The organism is Pseudomonas sp. GW823-FHT02C05, assembly GCF_058797595.1.
Map to the genome: position 1 here is coordinate 349,841 of NZ_JBXAJU010000002.1, position 17,947 is coordinate 367,787.

20 protein-coding genes and 1 pseudogene are annotated in these 17,947 nt (G+C 62.9%); 12 read left to right on the plus strand and 9 right to left on the minus strand.

Translation table 11 applies throughout. The annotated features are described in order from the left end of the window. Nucleotide 1: 1 nt before the first annotated feature. Both moaE and AC1RGE_RS12585 read left to right on the plus strand, forming a co-directional pair. Nucleotides 2–454 (plus strand): molybdopterin synthase catalytic subunit MoaE, encoded by a 453-nt coding sequence (gene moaE / locus AC1RGE_RS12580; RefSeq protein ID WP_015634248.1) that lies wholly within the window; start codon nt 2–4, stop codon nt 452–454. 218 nt (nt 455–672) lie between these two features. Then, the gene (locus tag AC1RGE_RS12585; protein WP_492584381.1) at nt 673–1,449 is read left to right on the plus strand and encodes an ABC transporter substrate-binding protein; all 777 of its coding nucleotides are present in this window, start codon (nt 673–675) and stop codon (nt 1,447–1,449) included. Between the two features lie 94 nt (nt 1,450–1,543). Here the strand turns inward: AC1RGE_RS12585 and AC1RGE_RS12590 are convergent, their stop codons facing one another. The 5 genes from AC1RGE_RS12590 to AC1RGE_RS12610 all read right to left on the minus strand — a co-directional run bounded on the left by AC1RGE_RS12590 (nt 1,544) and on the right by AC1RGE_RS12610 (nt 6,764). Further along, nucleotides 1,544–2,173 carry a helix-turn-helix transcriptional regulator gene (locus tag AC1RGE_RS12590; RefSeq protein ID WP_011059395.1) on the minus strand — a complete coding sequence of 210 codons (630 nt, stop codon included), beginning with the start codon at nt 2,171–2,173 and terminating at the stop codon, nt 1,544–1,546. 73 nt (nt 2,174–2,246) lie between these two features. After that, nucleotides 2,247–3,386, minus strand: a complete 1,140-nt coding sequence (locus AC1RGE_RS12595) for an NAD(P)/FAD-dependent oxidoreductase (RefSeq protein ID WP_019094753.1) — start codon at nt 3,384–3,386, stop codon at nt 2,247–2,249. A 33-nt stretch (nt 3,387–3,419) separates the two neighbouring features. Beyond that, nucleotides 3,420–4,373, minus strand: coding sequence for an ornithine cyclodeaminase family protein (locus AC1RGE_RS12600; RefSeq protein WP_492584383.1), 954 nt, complete (start codon nt 4,371–4,373; stop codon nt 3,420–3,422). Between the two features lie 140 nt (nt 4,374–4,513). Beyond that, complete coding sequence (gene rhlB, locus AC1RGE_RS12605; RefSeq protein ID WP_492584385.1) at nt 4,514–6,010, minus strand: ATP-dependent RNA helicase RhlB; 1,497 nt, start codon at nt 6,008–6,010, stop codon at nt 4,514–4,516. Nucleotides 6,011–6,107: 97 nt separating this feature from the next. Then, the gene (locus tag AC1RGE_RS12610; RefSeq protein ID WP_011059398.1) at nt 6,108–6,764 is read right to left on the minus strand and encodes an alpha/beta hydrolase; all 657 of its coding nucleotides are present in this window, start codon (nt 6,762–6,764) and stop codon (nt 6,108–6,110) included. Between the two features lie 476 nt (nt 6,765–7,240). Here AC1RGE_RS12610 and AC1RGE_RS12615 point away from each other — a divergent pair, with 476 nt between their 5' ends. The 4 genes from AC1RGE_RS12615 to AC1RGE_RS12630 all read left to right on the plus strand — a co-directional run bounded on the left by AC1RGE_RS12615 (nt 7,241) and on the right by AC1RGE_RS12630 (nt 11,399). After that, nucleotides 7,241–8,269, plus strand: coding sequence for an amino acid ABC transporter substrate-binding protein (locus AC1RGE_RS12615; protein ID WP_011059399.1), 1,029 nt, complete (start codon nt 7,241–7,243; stop codon nt 8,267–8,269). Between the two features lie 65 nt (nt 8,270–8,334). After that, nucleotides 8,335–9,516, plus strand: coding sequence for an amino acid ABC transporter permease (locus AC1RGE_RS12620; protein WP_011059400.1), 1,182 nt, complete (start codon nt 8,335–8,337; stop codon nt 9,514–9,516). 10 nt (nt 9,517–9,526) lie between these two features. After that, entirely contained in the window at nt 9,527–10,624 is a 1,098-nt protein-coding gene (locus tag AC1RGE_RS12625; protein ID WP_011059401.1) for an amino acid ABC transporter permease, read from the plus strand. 10 nt (nt 10,625–10,634) lie between these two features. After that, complete coding sequence (locus AC1RGE_RS12630; RefSeq protein WP_041116093.1) at nt 10,635–11,399, plus strand: amino acid ABC transporter ATP-binding protein; 765 nt, start codon at nt 10,635–10,637, stop codon at nt 11,397–11,399. A 65-nt stretch (nt 11,400–11,464) separates the two neighbouring features. Here AC1RGE_RS12630 and AC1RGE_RS12635 read toward each other — a convergent pair whose 3' ends face one another. After that, on the minus strand, nt 11,465–11,947 hold the full coding sequence (locus AC1RGE_RS12635; protein ID WP_492584387.1) for a type II toxin-antitoxin system MqsA family antitoxin: 483 nt from the start codon (nt 11,945–11,947) through the stop codon (nt 11,465–11,467). Further along, on the minus strand, nt 11,944–12,255 hold the full coding sequence (locus AC1RGE_RS12640) for a type II toxin-antitoxin system MqsR family toxin (protein ID WP_011059404.1): 312 nt from the start codon (nt 12,253–12,255) through the stop codon (nt 11,944–11,946). Before AC1RGE_RS12640 ends, AC1RGE_RS12635 begins: the two co-directional genes overlap by 4 nt. A gap of 13 nt (nt 12,256–12,268) precedes the next feature. Between AC1RGE_RS12640 and AC1RGE_RS12645 the strand changes: the two are divergent. The 6 genes and pseudogenes from AC1RGE_RS12645 to AC1RGE_RS12670 all read left to right on the plus strand — a co-directional run. Continuing rightward, nucleotides 12,269–12,325: pseudogene (locus tag AC1RGE_RS12645) on the plus strand (cytochrome b6-f complex subunit PetG); the annotation flags it as partial. A gap of 95 nt (nt 12,326–12,420) precedes the next feature. After that, entirely contained in the window at nt 12,421–13,080 is a 660-nt protein-coding gene (locus AC1RGE_RS12650) for a FadR/GntR family transcriptional regulator (protein WP_011059405.1), read from the plus strand. A 13-nt stretch (nt 13,081–13,093) separates the two neighbouring features. Continuing rightward, nucleotides 13,094–14,386 carry a CynX/NimT family MFS transporter gene (locus AC1RGE_RS12655; RefSeq protein WP_019096059.1) on the plus strand — a complete coding sequence of 431 codons (1,293 nt, stop codon included), beginning with the start codon at nt 13,094–13,096 and terminating at the stop codon, nt 14,384–14,386. Nucleotides 14,387–14,485: 99 nt separating this feature from the next. After that, nucleotides 14,486–14,956: a nuclear transport factor 2 family protein gene (locus AC1RGE_RS12660; protein WP_011059407.1), complete on the plus strand. Its 471-nt coding sequence runs from the start codon at nt 14,486–14,488 to the stop codon at nt 14,954–14,956. 54 nt (nt 14,957–15,010) lie between these two features. Then, nucleotides 15,011–15,331: a GIY-YIG nuclease family protein gene (locus tag AC1RGE_RS12665; RefSeq protein ID WP_011059408.1), complete on the plus strand. Its 321-nt coding sequence runs from the start codon at nt 15,011–15,013 to the stop codon at nt 15,329–15,331. Between the two features lie 87 nt (nt 15,332–15,418). Next, nucleotides 15,419–16,354, plus strand: a complete 936-nt coding sequence (locus tag AC1RGE_RS12670; protein ID WP_011059409.1) for a glutathione S-transferase family protein — start codon at nt 15,419–15,421, stop codon at nt 16,352–16,354. A 79-nt stretch (nt 16,355–16,433) separates the two neighbouring features. On the opposite strand, the gene AC1RGE_RS12675 is transcribed toward AC1RGE_RS12670, so the two are convergent. Next, the gene (locus AC1RGE_RS12675) at nt 16,434–16,787 is read right to left on the minus strand and encodes a glutaredoxin family protein (RefSeq protein WP_011059410.1); all 354 of its coding nucleotides are present in this window, start codon (nt 16,785–16,787) and stop codon (nt 16,434–16,436) included. Next, the gene (gene yejK, locus AC1RGE_RS12680) at nt 16,787–17,791 is read right to left on the minus strand and encodes a nucleoid-associated protein YejK (RefSeq protein WP_011059411.1); all 1,005 of its coding nucleotides are present in this window, start codon (nt 17,789–17,791) and stop codon (nt 16,787–16,789) included. Before yejK ends, AC1RGE_RS12675 begins: the two co-directional genes overlap by 1 nt. Nucleotides 17,792–17,947: the final 156 nt, after the last annotated feature.

Consider the following 17,947-nt stretch of genomic DNA (forward strand, 5'->3'; position numbering starts at 1 on the left):
GATGGCGATTCGAGTGCAGTCAGCAGCGTTCGATCCCGGGGCTGAAGTCAACGCCATGCACGCCGCGGATACCGGGGTGGGTGCGGTGGTCAGCTTTGTCGGCTACGTGCGCGATTTCAATGATGGGCAGGATGTCCACGGCATGTTTCTTGAGCACTACCCGGGCATGACCGAAAAGGCCCTGGGCAAGATCGCCGCCGAAGCCGAGCAGCGCTGGCCGCTGTTGCAACTGGAAGTGCTGCACCGCATCGGCGCCCTGGAGCCGGGCGAGCCCATTGTGTTTGTCGGTGCGGCCAGTGCCCATCGCCAGGCTGCGTTCGATGCCTGTGCCTTTGTCATGGATTACCTGAAGACCCGGGCGCCTTTCTGGAAGAAGGAAAACACCGCCGACGGCCCGCGCTGGGTCGAAGGTCGCGACAGCGACCATGCGGCGGCCGCGCGCTGGAAAGACTGATCCCCTGATACTTGCCGGCGGCACCTGAGCCCGCCGCAATCCAACCTGCAATCGACTGCGACTGTTCCCGCCGACCGCTGGGGATAAGTCGTTGCGCGCGTCGTTGACGATATGTACGTAAAAGTCCAGTATGGATTAACAAGTACAAATAAAGCGTCGCCTGTTTCTCCTCTTCCTTCTGTCTTGCCAAACCAACAACAACCCGCGAGAGAACGAACATGAAAAAACTCCCCCTGATCAGTGGCCTGGCCTTGAGCCTGTTGGCGTGCAGCAGCCTGTTCGCGGCCGAAAAGACCCTGCGCCTGGGCATCGAGGCGGCGTACCCGCCATTTGCCTTCAAGACCGCCGAGGGCAAGATCGGTGGTTTCGACTACGACATCGGCAATGCCCTGTGCGCGCAGATGCAGGTCAAGTGCGAGTGGATCGAGGGCGAGTTCGACGGCCTGATTCCTTCGCTGAAGGTGAAGAAGATCGACGCTGCGCTGTCCTCCATGACCATTACCGCCGAGCGCCGCAAATCCGTGGATTTCACCCACAAGTACTACTTCACGTCGTCGCGCCTGGTGATGAAGAAGGGCGCCGAGGTGGACGACCAGTACGCCAGCCTCAAGGGCAAGACCGTGGGCGTGCAGCGCTCCACCACCACCGACCGCTATGCCACGGAGGTGTTCGAGCCCAAGGGCATCAAGGTGGTGCGCTACAGCAACAACGAGGAGATCTACATGGACCTGGCGGCCGGGCGCCTGGACGCGATCTTTGCCGACAGCATTCCGCTGGCCGACTTTCTGTCGATGCCCCGGGGGGCCGACTACGCCTTTGTCGGGCCTGAGCTCAAAGATCCGAAGTACGTCGGCGAGGGCGCCGGGATTGCCGTGCGCAAGGGCAACAGTGAACTGGTGGGCGAGTTGAACAAGGCCATCGAGGATATTCGGGCCAATGGTGAATATCAGAAGATCCAGGCCAAGTACTTCAAGTCGGATATCTATGGGGATTGAGACATTGTGGCGTTCTTGAGGACGCCTTCGCGAGCGAGCTCGCTCCTACAGGTGTTGTGCAATTCCGCGTAGGAGCGAGCTTGCTCGTGAACCTTTATTGTCCCTTCAATTCCTTCAGGTGCTTGTACACCGTCGCCCGGCCCATGTTCAGCACGTTGGCCACGTAGTTGGAGGCGCTCTTGCCCTTGAAGGCGCCCTCGGCGTGCAGCGCCAGCACCAGTTCGCGCTTGTGATCGCGGGTCAGCAGGTTCAGCCCCAGCTGGCGCTCGCGCAGCCAGTTGTGCAGGAAGGTGTTGATCCGCTCCTGCCAGTCATCGCGAAACAGCGAGTCGGGCTGGGGAATCAGTTTGCTCGGCGACAGAAACAGGTCCAGCGCCGCCTTGGCGTTTTCGAACAGCGAGATGTTCAGGTTGATGCACAGCACCGCCTGGGGCTGACCCTGGCTGTCGCGCAGCACGCTGCTGAGGCTGCGGATCTTCTGTCCGTCCCAGTTGAGCTTTTCATAGGGGCCGATGTTGCGTTCGTCGCGGTCGCCGCTGAGCAGGTCTTCCAGGGCTGCGTCGTCGCCCACTTCGCGTTTGGACAGGTTGTTGGCGATGTAGTCGATCTTCTGTGTACGCAGGTCGTGGAGCACCACCTCGGCATGGGGGAAGAACAGGGTGGCAATGGCATCGGCAATCGCCCGGAAATTGTCCAGGGCAGGGTCCTTTGCAGGTGAGGTCATGGTCGTACTCCAGGCAGCTTCAGCGCCCGCCGGCAGCGGGCGCTGGGAGTGTGCCGCAATCGTTGGGGGCGCCTCAACCGGTGGTTCGGTCGAGGCGGGCCGGGGAGAGCATGGCAGGCGTGAGGCCGAAGCGGGTCAGGTGTTCCGGCAAGGGGGCACCTCGCACCAGGGCGGCGCTGGCCTGGCCCATGGCCGGCGAGGTCTGGATACCGTAGCCGCCCTGGCCGGCAACCCAGAACAGCCCCGGAACCTGCAGGTCGAAACCGGCCAGCAGATCGCCGTCGCTGACAAAGCTGCGCAGCCCGGCCCAGGTCCGGGTCGGACGACGGATGCTCAGGGTGGTGGCTTCTTCGATCTGGTGGATACCCAGGGCAATGTCCAGTTCTTCGGGTTGCACATCGTGGGGTTCAACCGGATCGGCATTGGCCGGTGAGCCGAGGAACATGCCGGCGTCGGGCTTCATGTAGAAGGATTCATCCAGGCTCACCAGCATTGGCCAGTGGTGAAAGTCCAGGCCTTCGGCGGCGGCGAAGATGAAAGCCGCGCGGCGCTTGGGCTGCAGGCCCAGGGCGCGGGCTCCGGCCATTGTGCCGATGTGGTCGGCCCAGGCCCCGGCGGCATTGATCAACACCGGCGCACTGAACGCCTGAGCGGCCGTTCGCACCTGCCACTGCCCTTGGCTGTCGCGCTCGATCCCCAGCACTTCATGGTCGGTGCAGACCTGGCCCTGGTTGCGGCGGATGCCCCGCAGGTAGCCCTGGTGCAGGGCGTCGGTGTCGATATCGCTGGCGCTGGGGTCGTAGAGCGCGCCATGGACCTTTTCCCGGCGCAGGATCGGCAGGCGCGCGCAGGCTTCGTCGGCGCTCAGCAGTTGCATCTCCGGCACCGTGGCCCTGGCGCTCAGGTACTGGTTGTTCAGCTCGGCCGGATCACCGTTGAAGTCCACGGTCATTTCACCCCGCGGGGTCAGCAGCGGGTGCTCGCAGAAACCCTGCGGCGGGTGGTCGAAGAAGGCCCGGCTGGCCAGGGTCAGGGCGCGCACCTGGGCGGTGCCGTAGGCGGCGGTATAGAGCGCCGCGGAGCGGCCGGTGGAGTGATAGGCGGGATGGGATTCACGTTCCAGCACAACCACCCGGCCATGGGGCGACAGCCAGTAGCCGGTGGACGCGCCGGCGATACCGCCGCCAATGATGATGAAATCTGCCTGGATCATTCGAAGCTCCGCAATAGGGGCGAGCAGCAGTGGTTACTGCGCGCGCCGCAGGTGGTACAGGGCATTGGCCAGGGCGATGTCTTCCAGGCCCAGGCCGATGGAACGGAAGAACACCGGGCGTTCGGCATCCGGGAGCGGGGCCTGTTCGCTGAGCAGCTCCGGCAGGTCGCCGAGAATCGCCGCACTGTCCCAGCCGTGCTGTTCGCCGGCGATCAGCATTTCACCGGCGCAGCCCGGCGTGGTGCGCCGGTAGTCGCAGTAGACCTGCATCTGTGCCAGGGCCGCGGGCGGCACTTCGTGGGCCCGTGGCGCATTGGTGCTGATGGAGGTGATCAGCGCCGGCTTGCCGAGGCTGCTCGGATCCAGCACGGGGCCGGCGGACGAGGTGCAGAGCATGATCACGTCGGCGCCCTCGGTGGCGTCCTCAAGCCGGGCCACCAGTTGCAAGCGCGGGTCGAGGGCTTGCAGGCGGGCAAGCTCCGCGGCGGGCTTGCTCGCCAGGCTCGGGGAGTAGAGGCGGATGCTCTGCCAGGGGCGCAGGTGCTGCACATAGCGCAAGTGCGCCTGGGCCACCGCGCCGCTACCGATGATCGCCAGGTGCCGGGTTGTGGGGGGCGCCAGGGCGTCGACCGCGACCGCTGTGGTGGCCGCGGTACGGGCGGTGGTCAGTTCGGCGGCGTCGCACAGCAGCAACGGCTGGCCGCTGTCCATGGACATCAGCAACGTCCAGGCGGTGACCAGCGCACCTTGGGTACGGACGATGTAGGGCGAGGTCTTGACCCCGTACACCCGGTCTTCGGCCAGCACCCCCAGGTAATTGATGAAGTCGCCGGCCCCCTGGGGAAACTCCACCAGTTGTTGCGCCGGTTGCACAGCGAGCCCGGCAGCCAGGTCGCGGAACAGTTTGCGCAGGATCTGCGGCACGTCGATGCGTTCGAGCAATTGACGGGCCTCGGGGCGGGCAATCACGTAAGGCGTGCTGGACATGCAAGGGCTCCCAGGATTTAAACTAATTTGTCTATTATGGACTTTTAGTTTTGGTGGGCAATATCCAGGCGAAAAAAAACGCAGCCTGTGGTCGGGCTGCGTTTCTTCAGGTTGCCGGGGCGCTGCGGGTGCGCCGGCCGTCAGGCTTGCGGGCGCTTGCGCTCCACCGGGCGCAGCAGTTCGGCGGGCGGCATCTCGCAGCTGATCTTGCGGCCCAGCAGGGCTTCGATCGATGGCAGCTGGTAGGAGTCGTCTTCGCCGGCGAAGCTGATGGATACGCCGTCGGCACCGGCGCGACCGGTCCGGCCGATGCGGTGCACGTAGTCGTCCGGCACTTCCGGCAGGGTGAAGTTGATCACGTGGCTGATGCCGTCGATGTGGATGCCGCGGCCGGCCACGTCGGTGGCCACCAGGACCCGGATCTTGCCTTCGCGGAAGCCTTCCAGGGTCTTGATCCGCTTGTGCTGCGGCACGTCGCCGGACAGCTGGGCGGCGTTCACCCCATCGCGTACCAGGCGTTCCTCGATGCGTCGCACTTCATCCTTGCGGTTGGCGAAGACCATCACCCGTTCCCAGCCGTTGTCGGTGACCAGGTTGTACAGCAGCTTGTACTTGTCGGCGCCGGCCACGGCATAGATGTGCTGTTCGACGTTGGCGTTGGCGACGTTCTCGGCTTCGATCTCGACGATGGCCGGGTCGGTGGTCCATTGCTTGGCCAGGTTCATCACGTCTTCGGTGAAGGTGGCGGAGAACAGCAGGGTCTGGCGCTCGCTCTTGGGGGGCGTCTGGCGAATGATCTGCCGTACCTGCGGGATGAAGCCCATGTCGAGCATGCGGTCGGCTTCGTCCAGCACCATCACTTCGACCATGTCCAGGTGCACGTCGCCGCGCTGGTTGAAGTCCAGCAGGCGGCCCGGGGTGGCGACCAGGATGTCGCAGTGGCGCGCTTCCAGGTGCTTGAGCTGCTTGTCGAAATCCATGCCGCCAACGAAGATCATGACGTTGAGGCCGGTGTACTTGGTCAGCGCCGCGGCATCCTTGGCGATCTGTACCACCAGCTCCCGGGTCGGAGCGATGATCAGCGCCCGTGGTTCGCCCATGTAGCGCTCCTTGGGCGGCGGGGTCTGCAGCAGCTGGGTGATGATCGACACCAGGAATGCGGCGGTCTTGCCGGTACCGGTCTGGGCCCGGCCGATGGCGTCCTTGCCCGCCAGGGTATAGCCCAGCACCTGGGCCTGGATTGGCGTGCAATAGGGAAAGCCCAGGTCCTGGATGGCGTGCATCAGTTCCGGAGCGAGCTTGAAGTCGTGGAAGCGGGTCTTGCCTTCCTGGGGTTCGACCACGAAGTCTTCGAGTTTCCAGGTGCTGACCGGCGGTTTCGGCGCGCGCGGGCGACGCGGCTGCTCAGCTTTGGGTTGCTCGGCCTTGGGCTTCTCTTGGCGTGGGGCTTTGGGAGCGGAAGGGGTGGCCGGTGTGTTCACCGGTTCTTTTTTAGCTGCGGTAGCGGGTGCGCTCCGTTCCGGCTGACGGCCGTCATGACGGCTGCTGGAACTGGGGGAGGGGGCACTGGGGCTTGGCGCGAGCGGCTCAGCCTCGCTTTTACCGAAGATTTTCTTGAGTGCTTTGAGCACGGTCATCTCATCAATTGGTTAAGGAATGTACGCCGGCCAGTGTAATGCAAGAAGCGGGCGCGGCGTAGTCTGTTGCTCGCCGGGGGCACGGCGCGCGGATTTTCTAGCGCAAGCGCTCGCTCAGCCAGGTGCCGATGTCGCGGATTTCCTCTGGTAACACCTCGTGTTCCATTGGGTATTCCTGCCATGTCACGGTGACACCATGCTGCTTCAGGTACTCATAAGCGGTACGGCCCATGGCGTTCTGCACCACTTCGTCGTACTGGCCGTGCAGGCAAAGCACCGGAATCCGCTGTTGGCTGGCCGATAGTTGCAGTTCATCGCTGAAGGTCGGGGCATAGGTGGACAGGGCAAGTACGCCACCCAATGGACCCTGCCATTTGAGGAAGGCGGTGTGCAGTACAACGGCGCCACCCTGGGAGAAGCCGGCGAGGAAAATTCGCGATGCGTCTATTCCGCTGGTGCGTTGTTCTTCGATCAGTCTGATGACCTCATCAGACGATTCCTCGAGCTGTTCACGGCTGATGGCGCGGGCCGGGTTCATGGCCAGAATGTCGTACCAGCTGGGCATGGCATATCCGCCATTGATGGTCACTGCCCGGGTCGGCGCCTGGGGCAATACGAAGCGCGTGCTCAGCAGGGTTTCCTGCAGCATCTCGGCTACCGGCAGGAAGTCGTAACGGTCCGCTCCCAGGCCGTGAAGCCAGATCACACAGGCATCTGCGGGCTTGCTGGGCTGAAGAATCAAGGGCTCGGTCATGGCTGCTCCATTTGTGTGCGTGCGCGCTGATTGAGTGCGTGAGTGAAGGGCGCGCCCGGTTGATCGGTGAAGAAGATGTCGCACGGTTGAACGTTTTACTGTTGACCACTGGCTGAAACGCTTTAGCCGGGACTGTGGTACGGGCTTTGCTATGGCTCAGAAAGAGGAGTCCAGGTGAAAGCCCTGTCCGCCGGCGGTAACACTAACAGGCTACCGCAGGCGATGGGATAGCCAGCCTCCTCTGATGAAGGTTCGCCACTGGCCGCTACGGGCTTTGCGAACTGCGAAGGGCTACAGCCCGTTCGGCCGATTGGTGAGATGTAGGCCCCCTATTACGTGGATTTCTCCTACTAGACTCATAGCTAAGGTCTTACGCCGCTTGACCCCATAAAAAAGCCGACACGGGTCAACAGCGCCTCATGAGGGTGCGGCAGGACTCAAGCTCCGACACAACAAGAGCAAAATTGGAGGTTTGAATGAAGATGTTGAAATCCACCCTGGCTGCCGTCACGGCAGCAACGGTGCTGGGTATGAGCGGTTTCGCACAGGCGGGTGCGACCCTCGATGCAGTACAGAAGAAAGGATTCGTGCAATGCGGCGTCAGTGACGGTTTGCCGGGCTTCTCGGTACCGGATGCCACCGGCAAGATCCTCGGCATCGATGCCGACGTTTGCCGCGCGGTGGCGGCTGCGGTGTTCGGCGATGCGACCAAGGTCAAGTTCAGCCAGTTGAACGCCAAGGAGCGCTTCACTGCGCTGCAGTCCGGCGAGATCGACGTGCTGTCGCGCAACACCACCTGGACCAGTTCCCGCGATGCGGGCATGGGCCTGGTGTTCGCCGGCGTCACCTATTACGACGGCATCGGTTTCCTGGTGAACAAAAAACTGGGCGTAAAAAGCGCCAAAGAGCTGGACGGTGCGACTATCTGTATTCAAGCCGGTACTACTACCGAACTGAACGTGTCGGACTACTTCCGCGGCAATGGTCTGAAATACACCCCGATCACTTTCGATACCTCTGACGAAAGCGCCAAGTCCCTGGAGTCCGGGCGTTGCGACGTACTGACCTCCGACAAATCCCAGCTCTACGCACAGCGCAGCAAGCTGGCAACCCCTACCGACTATGTCGTTCTGCCGGAAACCATCTCCAAGGAGCCCCTGGGCCCGGTGGTGCGCAAGGGCGACGAAGAGTGGTTCAGCATCGTCAAGTGGACCCTGTTCGCCATGCTCAACGCCGAAGAGGCGGGCGTCACCTCGAAGAACGTCGAGGCTGAAGCCAAATCCACCAAGAACCCTGATGTTGCACGTCTGCTGGGCGCGGACGGTGAATACGGCAAAGACCTGAAGCTGCCGAAGGACTGGGTGGTGCAGATCGTCAAGCAAGTAGGTAACTACGGTGAAGTGTTCGAGAAAAACCTCGGCAAGAGCACGCCACTGGCCATCGACCGCGGCCTGAACGCGCTGTGGAACAACGGCGGCATCCAATACGCACCACCTGTGCGCTGATGGTTCTATCACCCGGCGGGCCAACCGCCGGGTGATGTTCTGTTCCATTATTCCTGGGGCACTTCATGCAAAATACAATCGGCGCACCCAAGCAGAGGCTTAGCCTCAGCGACCCGCGTGTGCGCGCCTGGCTGTTCCAGATCATCACCCTGGTGGCGGTGGTTTCGCTGGGCTGGTTTCTGTTCGACAACACGCAAACCAACCTCCAGCACCGAGGGATCACCTCGGGTTTCGACTTTCTCGAGCGCAGCGCCGGGTTCGGCATCGCGCAACACCTGATTGCCTACACCGAAGCGGACAGTTATGCCCGGGTGTTCGTCATCGGCCTGCTCAACACCCTGCTGGTGACCTTTATCGGGGTGATCCTCGCGACCCTGCTGGGGTTCATCATCGGTGTGGCGCGGCTATCGCCGAACTGGATCATCAGCAAGCTGGCGACGGTGTATGTGGAAGTGTTCCGCAACATTCCGCCGCTGCTGCAGATCCTGTTCTGGTACTTCGCGGTATTCCTGACCATGCCGGGGCCGCGCAACAGCCACAACTTCGGCGATATGTTCTTCGTCAGCAGCCGCGGCCTGAACATGCCGGCGGCGCAGATGGCCCCCGGTTTCTGGGCGTTTGTCGCAAGCCTGGTCCTGGCCATCGGCGCCATCGCGCTGATGTGCCGCTGGGCCAACCGGCGCTTTGAGGCCACCGGCGTGCCTTTTCACAAGTTCTGGAGCGGCCTGGGCCTGCTGTTGGTGATTCCCGCGCTGTGCACGCTGATCTTCGGCTCGCCGGTGCACTGGGAGATGCCGAAGCTGGCGGGGTTCAACTTCGTCGGCGGCTGGGTGCTGATTCCCGAGCTGCTGGCCCTGACCCTGGCCCTGACTGTCTACACCGCGGCGTTCATCGCCGAGATCGTGCGGTCCGGGATCAAGTCGGTGAGCCACGGCCAGACCGAGGCGGCCCGCTCCCTGGGGCTGCGCAACGGCCCGACCCTGCGCAAGGTAATCATTCCCCAGGCCCTGCGGGTGATCATTCCGCCGCTGACCAGCCAATACCTGAACCTGGCGAAGAACTCTTCCCTGGCCGCCGGTATCGGCTACCCGGAAATGGTTTCGCTGTTCGCCGGCACGGTGCTCAACCAGACCGGCCAGGCCATTGAAGTCATTGCCATCACCATGAGCGTGTACCTGGCGATCAGCATCAGCATTTCCCTGCTGATGAACTGGTACAACAAGCGCATTGCGCTGATCGAGCGGTGAGGAAGCGCCCATGACGACTCATACCTTCAAGCCCGATATGCCGCCGCCCAGCCGCAGTATCGGCGTGCTGGCGTGGATGCGCGCCAACATGTTCTCCAACTGGCTCAATACCCTGTTGACCCTGTTTGCCTTCTACCTGATCTACCTGGTGGTGCCGCCGCTGCTGCATTGGGCGATTCTCGACGCCAACTGGGTCGGTACCTCTCGCGCCGACTGCACCAGGGGCGGCGCCTGCTGGGTGTTCATCCAGCAGCGCTTCGGCCAGTTCATGTACGGCTACTACCCGGTGGAACTGCGCTGGCGAGTGGACCTGAGCGTGTGGCTGGCGGTGATCGGTGCCGCACCGTTGTTCATCTCGCGCTTCCCGCGCAAGGCGATCTACGGGCTGTGCTTCCTGGTGGGTTACCCGATCATTGCCTACAGCCTGTTGCACGGCGGTTACCTGGGCCTGAGCACGGTGGCCACCAGCCAGTGGGGTGGCCTGATGCTGACCCTGGTGATTGCCACCGTGGGCATCGCCGGGGCACTGCCGCTGGGAATTCTGCTGGCATTGGGAAGGCGCTCCAACCTGCCGGCGATCCGCGTGGTCTGCGTGACCTTCATCGAGTTCTGGCGCGGCGTGCCGCTGATCACCGTGCTGTTCATGTCCTCGGTGATGCTGCCGCTGTTCCTGCCCGAAGGCATGAATTTCGACAAGCTGTTGCGTGCGCTGATCGGGGTGATCCTGTTCCAGTCGGCCTATGTGGCCGAGGTGGTGCGGGGTGGCTTGCAGGCCATTCCCAAGGGCCAGTACGAAGCGGCTGCGGCCATGGGCCTGGGCTACTGGCGCGCCATGGGCCTGGTGATTCTGCCGCAGGCCCTGAAGCTGGTGATTCCCGGCATCGTCAACACCTTCATCGCCCTGTTCAAGGACACCAGCCTGGTGATCATCATTGGCCTGTTCGACCTGCTCAACAGCGTCAAACAGGCCGCCGCCGACCCCAAATGGCTGGGCATGGCCACTGAAGGCTATGTCTTCGCGGCCCTGGTGTTCTGGATTTTCTGTTTTGGTATGTCCCGCTACTCCATGCACCTGGAGCGTAAGTTGGACACAGGCCACAAGCGTTAGGAGTATCTCCATGAGTGAAGCGAGCAAAAAGCCTGTGGGCCCTGAAGGCATTATTCAGATGCAGGGTGTGAACAAGTGGTACGGCCAGTTCCACGTGTTGAAGGACATCAACCTCAACGTCCGCCAAGGCGAGCGCATCGTGCTGTGCGGGCCTTCGGGGTCGGGCAAATCCACCACCATCCGCTGCCTCAACCGCCTGGAAGAACACCAGCAGGGGCGCATCGTGGTGGACGGCGTGGAACTGACCAACGACCTCAAGCAGATCGAGGCCATTCGCCGGGAAGTGGGCATGGTGTTCCAGCACTTCAACCTGTTCCCGCACCTGACCATTTTGCAGAACTGCACGTTGGCGCCGATGTGGGTACGCAAGATGCCCAAGCGCAAGGCCGAGGAAATCGCCATGCATTACCTGGAGCGAGTGCGCATTCCGGAGCAGGCCAACAAGTACCCGGGCCAGCTTTCCGGTGGCCAGCAGCAACGGGTGGCGATTGCCCGGGCGTTGTGCATGAAGCCTAAGATCATGCTCTTTGACGAGCCCACCTCGGCCCTCGACCCGGAGATGGTCAAGGAGGTGCTGGACACCATGATCGGCCTGGCCGAAGACGGCATGACCATGCTCTGCGTGACTCACGAAATGGGCTTTGCCCGCACCGTGGCCAACCGGGTGATCTTCATGGACAAGGGCGAGATCGTCGAGCAGGCGGCGCCCAACGACTTCTTCGACAACCCGCAGAACGACCGTACCAAGCTGTTCCTGAGCCAGATCCTGCATTGATGCTGCAGCGGGGCCTGCGCTGACGATAAACCCGGACTGGCTCCGGGTTTATTTTTGCCCGGCGTTCAACGGCCGGCAGCGCCGAGCTGTGGTTCGGGTTGGTCGCTCAAGGCTGAGGGCGCCAGTTGCGGTTCGCTGAGCTCCAGTACGTCCTTCATCAACTGCGGGTGGCGATCCAGCAGGCGCATCAGCATGTACAGCGGTTGAGGGGCACCGACTTCGCCGCGCTCATAACGGGAAAAGGCATTGTGCCCGCCACCCGACAGCAGCCTGACCGCTTCTTTCTGGGAAAGGTGCAGCTTGCGGCGGATGCGCTTCATGTCGGCGGCGACGATCTGCCGGTAATCCTCCAGCAATTGGTCGCCCGCGGCGGCGTAACGTTCTGCGCTCGGTGCGTCGAATTCGATTTCACCGCATTCCTGGCATTCCCAACCCGCCAGGCCATGGAGGTGATGCTGCAGATGCCGGTAGTCGATGAGCTCGCTGCGCTGCTCGAACGCCAGCATGCCGGTGGGAGCGCCGCAGCTGTAGCACTGTTGTCGTTTCATGCTTGTGCCTCCTTGAAGGAGATCACTGGAGGCCCTATGCCGGGGCGCTGGGTGATCTTGATGTAGAGCGTCCGGTTATCGATGCCGGTGTAATACACGTCCTGCCACACCCGGTGATCGTGATAGGTGGTCATCGATTTGTAGAACATGCTGCCCTGGAGTCCGGCTATCACTCGTTGCATGGCCGCCAAGGACAATCCGAGTTCCTTGCCACAGAGCAACGCGCTTCGAGTGAAGGCTTGTGCCCCTTGCCGAACGACCTGTGCCTTGATCAGCGACAGGTCATAGTGAGGTGTTTTCTTTTCCATGAGACACCCTTGAGGCTTGATTGAAATTACCCTTATAGGGTTTTTTGTCAAGGCCTGGCTGAAATGGTGAAAGTGCCTGCTCCAGCCTAAAACGTTGAACTCTGGGAAAGGTCTGAATACCATGCCAGGCAATTCGTCCGATGATTGGATGAAAGAGTGAGTTCAATGAGCGAAATATCCCCCCTGATCAAACGTTCCCTGGTCGACCAGGCCCTGGAGCAATTGCGCCTGCGCATCACCAATGGCGCCTGGGTCGTGGGCCAGCGCCTGCCCACCGAACCGGAACTGGCCAGTGAGCTGGGCATCAGCCGCAACACCGTGCGCGAGGCCCTGCGAGTACTGGCGTTTTCCGGGCTGATCGAGATCCGCCAGGGTGACGGCAGTTACCTGCGGGCGGTGGCCGATCCCTTGGACATGCTCCAGGCACTGTCCCAGTGCTCCCTGGAGCAGGCCCGGGAAACCCGCCACATTCTGGAAGTTGAGGCCGTCGGCCTGGCCGCCCTGCGCCGTACCGACGAGGACCTGCACGCCCTGAGCGATGCGCTGGCCGTGAGCGGCGGGCACTTTCATGGCGAGCTGGAAAGCTATATCGCCTGCGACCTGGTGTTTCACCAGCGCCTGGTGGACGCCGCCCACAACCCGACCCTCAGCCAGCTGTATCGCTATTTCTCCAGCGTGGTCGGCGCCCAGTTGCGCCAGACCCTGACCGTGACCCCCAGGCGTCAGGAAGTCTTCGATCGGCACCAGCACCTGCTGGATGCCATCGAGCAACGCGACCCCGAACGAGCCAAGAACATTTCCCGCCAGCTGATCAACGAATCCTGAGTCCGAGACCTCCATGTCCAATCAAACGGTACCTGCGAATACCCCGTCCTCGCCTCGGCGTTCCGCCGAGCTCGAGGAGCTGCTGATCGACGCCGAGGCTGATGATGAGGAGGTGCAGCAGGCTCCACCGCCTCTGCAGCGCCCCTGGCTGTTGCTGCTGGGGCTGATCCTGGTGGCGCTGAACCTGCGTCCGGCGCTGTCGAGCATGGCGCCACTGCTCAGTGATGTGTCGCAGCACCTGGGGCTATCGGCCGCCAAGGCCGGGCTGCTGACTACCTTGCCGGTGCTGTGCCTGGGGCTGTTCGCGCCTTTGGCGCCGCTGCTGGCCCGGCGCTTCGGCGCCGAGCGGGTGGTGCTGGGCATCCTCATGACCCTGGCCCTGGGCATTGTGCTGCGTAGTTCCTTCGGTGAGGTCGGAGTGTTTGCCGGGAGCATCCTGGCCGGCGCCAGCATCGGCGTGATCGGGGTGCTGCTGCCGGGTATCGTCAAGCGTGACTTCGCCCGGCACGCGGGCACCATGACCGGGGTCTACACCATGGCCCTGTGCCTGGGCGCGGCGATGGCGGCGGGGGCCACGGTGCCTCTGAGCCAGCATTTCGGGGGCAGTTGGGCCATGGGGCTGGGCTTCTGGGTGGTGCCGGCGCTGGTGGCGGCCCTGTTCTGGTTGCCTCAGGTGGGGCACAAGCACGGTGCTCACCATGTGGCCTTTCGCGTGCGCGGCCTGTTGCGGGACCGCCTGGCCTGGCAGGTAACCCTGTACATGGGCCTGCAATCCTCCCTGGCGTACATCGTGTTTGGCTGGTTGCCGTCGATCCTGATCGGCCGTGGGCTGACCCCGACCCAGGCCGGGCTGGTGCTGTCCGGTTCGGTGATCGTGCAATTGGCCAGTTCTCTGGCGGCGCCCTGGCTGGCGACCCGGGGCAAGGACCAGCGCCTGGCCATCGTGATTGTCATGCTGATGACCCTGGGCGGCCTGTTCGGTTGCCTGTACGCGCCCATCGAGGGCCTGTGGGGCTGGGCGGTCCTGCTGGGCCTGGGGCAGGGCGGTACCTTCAGCCTGGCCCTGACCCTGATCGTGCTGCGTTCCCGGGACCCCCATGTGGCGGCCAACCTGTCGAGCATGGCCCAGGGCATCGGCTACACCCTGGCTTCCATGGGGCCGTTTGCGGTGGGCCTGGTGCACGACTGGACCGGGGGCTGGAACGCTGTGGGCTGGATTTTCGCGGTGTTGGGCTGCGGTGCGATCATTGCCGGGCTGGGCGCCGGTCGTTCGCTGCATGTGCAGGTGCAGAGCGAGAGAATCTGACGGGCCTTGCTTGTGCTATTTGCCCGGTAAATGCCGATAGTGTTCGCCGGGGTTGCGGATTATTGTGCTGCATCCCCCTTGCCCTTTCGGAGTCCGTTCATGAGTGATGCCCATCGCGCCCTGATCACCGAGTTCTATCAGGCTTTCCAGCGCCTGGATGCCGAGGCCATGAGCGCCTGCTACACCGAGGATGTGCTGTTCAGTGACCCGGCGTTCGGCGAGTTGCGCGGGCGTGATGCCGGCGATATGTGGCGCATGCTCACCTCCCGTGCCAAGGACTTTTCCCTGACTTTCGATCAGGTGCGTGCCGACTCGAATTCCGGCGGCGCGCACTGGGTTGCCACCTACCTGTTCAGCCAGACCGGCAATACGGTGATCAACGATATCCAGGCCCGGTTCGTGTTTCGCGACGGCAAGATCTGCGAGCATCACGATCAGTTCGACATGTGGCGTTGGGCGCGCCAGGCCCTGGGCACCAAGGGCCTGCTGCTGGGCTGGACGCCGCTGCTCAAGAATGCTGTTCGAGCCCAGGCGCGCAAGGGGCTCAAGGCCTTCCAGAGCGGTCGCTGAAAGCCATCCTCTGCTAAGATCGCGGCTTGTTATCCACAGGCCTCGATACCTTTTGTGACCAGCCCTCTTTCATCCTCCAGTGCCGAAACGGCGCAGCCTGCCACTGACGCCAAGCCCTGGTTCGTGTATCTGGTGCGGGCGGCCAACGGTGCCCTGTACTGCGGTATCAGCGACGACCCGGTGAAGCGCTTCGCCAAGCACCAGAGCGGCAAGGGCGCGCGTTTCTTTCTCTCCAGCCCGGCGGTGGCGCTGGTCTATACCGAGGCTTGCCGGGACAAGGGCGAAGCCTTGCGCCAGGAGCGGTTGATCAAGAAGCTCAGGAAGAGTGCCAAGGAATGCCTGGTGGCTTCGGCCACCGCCGCGGCATCAATCTGACTGATAGGTTCTCATCAGCCGGATCTGTAGGCCGTCCACGGATTGCGCGCTAAGCTCAGCGCTCTCCCTCTTCCGGCGGACCCCAGCATGTCAGAGTTGATTCTCCACCATTACCCGACCTCTCCCTTTGCGGAAAAAGCCCGCTTGCTGCTGGGTTTCAAAGGGCTGTCCTGGCGCTCGGTGAAGATTTCCCCGGTGATGCCCAAGCCCGACCTGACCGCCCTGACCGGTGGCTATCGTAAGACCCCGGTGTTGCAGGTCGGCGCGGATATCTATTGCGACACGGCCTTGATCGCGCGGCGCCTGGAGCAGGAAAAATCCTCGCCTGCGCTGTTTCCCGAAGGCCAGGAAATGATCAGTGCGGCCTTCGCCGCCTGGGTCGATTCGGTAGTGTTCCAGCACGCGGTGACCCTGGTATTCCAGCCTGAATCCGCAGCCGTGCGTTTCGGCAAGCTGCCGCCGGAAGCGGTCAAGGCCTTCATGGCCGACCGTGCCGGGCTGTTCAGTGGCGGCAGCGCCAGCCGGCTGCCTCTGGAGGTGGCCAAGCATCAGTGGCCGACCCTCATGGCGCGCCTGGAGCAGCAGTTGCAGCGCGAGCCCGGGGACTTCCTGTTTGGCCAACCGTCGATTGCCGATATTGCCTTGGCTCACCCGCTGTGGTTCCTCAAGGGCACGCCGGTGACCGCGCCGCTGGTGGACGACTACCCGGCGGTTGCTGGCTGGCTGGCGCGGGTCCTGGCTTTTGGGCATGGCTCCTTCACCGAAATGAGCGCCGAAGAGGCCCTCGAGGTCTCGCGCAGTGCCACCCCGGCGGCGCTGCCGGATGAACAGTTCGTCGACCCCAACGGCTTCAAGGCGGGCCAGCAGGTGGTGATTGCCGCGACTGACTACGGTGTCGACCCGGTGGCGGGCGAGTTGCTGTTCGCCGGTACTGAAGAGCTGATCCTGCGCCGTGAAGATCCACGTGCCGGTGTGGTCCACGTGCACTTCCCACGGCTGGGCTTTCGCATCCAGGCCCAGTGATGCATATCTGCAGGAGCTGGCTTGCCTGCGAAGGCGTTCCCAGAGCGGCCGCCCCCTTCGCTGGCAAGCGAAACGGCTCCTAGGGCTTCAGCGCGGCCATGATTGCGTCGGGGTCGTAGGTGCGGATCAGGGTGCCATTCACGTCCAGGATCGGAATCCCGGCACCGCCCAGGGCGGTGTAGGCCTGGCGTGCCGCGGCGTCTTTCTCGATGTCGAATTCCCGGAAGGGAATGCCCTTCTGATCGAGAAAGCGCCGGGTGGCCTTGCAGTAGCCGCACCAGTCGGTGGCGTACAGCACCACCCGGGCATGCTCGCGGGTCTCTTCGCTGACCATTGCCGAAGGGTTGAACAGCCGTTCGATCTTGCCCCAGTGCTGGTAGGTCACCACCACCAGCAGGATCAGCAGGAACTTCTTCAATACCCCCTGGAGCATCAGTTACGGCGCTTGAGCTGGTCGGTCAGTTGGGTGGGCAGGCCCTTGATGATCAGGGTCCCGGCTTCTTCGTCGTACTCGATCTTCGAACCCAGCAGATGGGCCTCGAAACTGATGGACAGGCCCTCGGCGCGACCGGTGAAGCGGCGGAACTGGTTCAGGGTGCGCTTGTCCGCCGGGATCTCCGGCGACAGCCCGTAGTCCTTGTTGCGGATGTGATCGTAGAACGCCTTGGGGCGATCCTCGTCGATCAGTTCCGAGAGTTCTTCCAGGCCCATGGGTTCGCCGAGCTTGGCCTGGCTGCTGGCGTAGTCCACCAGGGTCTTGGTCTTCTCCCGGGCCGAGTCTTCCGGCAGGTCCTCGCTTTCCACGAAGTCGCTGAAGGCCTTGAGCAGGGTGCGGGTCTCGCCCGGGCCGTCGACACCTTCCTGGCAGCCGATGAAGTCGCGGAAATACTCCGAGACCTTCTTGCCGTTCTTGCCCTTGATAAAGGAGATGTACTGCTTGGACTGCTTGTTGTTCTGCCATTCGGAGATGTTGATCCGCGCCGCCAGATGCAACTGGCCCAGGTCCAGGTGGCGCGACGGCGTCACGTCCAGCTGGTCGGTCACCGCCACGCCCTCGCTGTGGTGCAGCAGGGCGATCGCCAGGTAGTCGGTCATGCCTTGCTGGTAGTGGGCGAACAGTACGTGGCCGCCCACCGACAGGTTGGACTCTTCCATCAGCTTCTGCAGATGCTCCACCGCCACCCGGCTGAACGCGGTGAAGTCCTGGCCGCCGTCCAGGTACTCCTTCAGCCAGCCGCTGAAGGGGAACGCACCGGACTCGGGGTGGAACAGGCCCCAGGCTTTGCCCTGTTTGGCGTTATAGCTTTCATTGAGATCGGCGAGCATGTTCTCGATGGCCGCGGACTCTGCCAGTTCGGAATCGCGGGCGTGCAGGACTGCTGGGCTGCCGTCGGGTTTTTTGTCGATCAGGTGGACGATGCAATGACGGATCGGCATGGGCTTCTCGGCTGATTGAAGGGGGAGGGCGGGCTCCCCGAAAAAGTGCCCAGTGTACCGCACCCGCTGGTTTTGGCGCGGTTTGCGGGGTGATGAACGGCTCGTCGGTAAGGCTTATGCATTTTTTTACCGATTTAGAGCAATAAAGCTGACCAA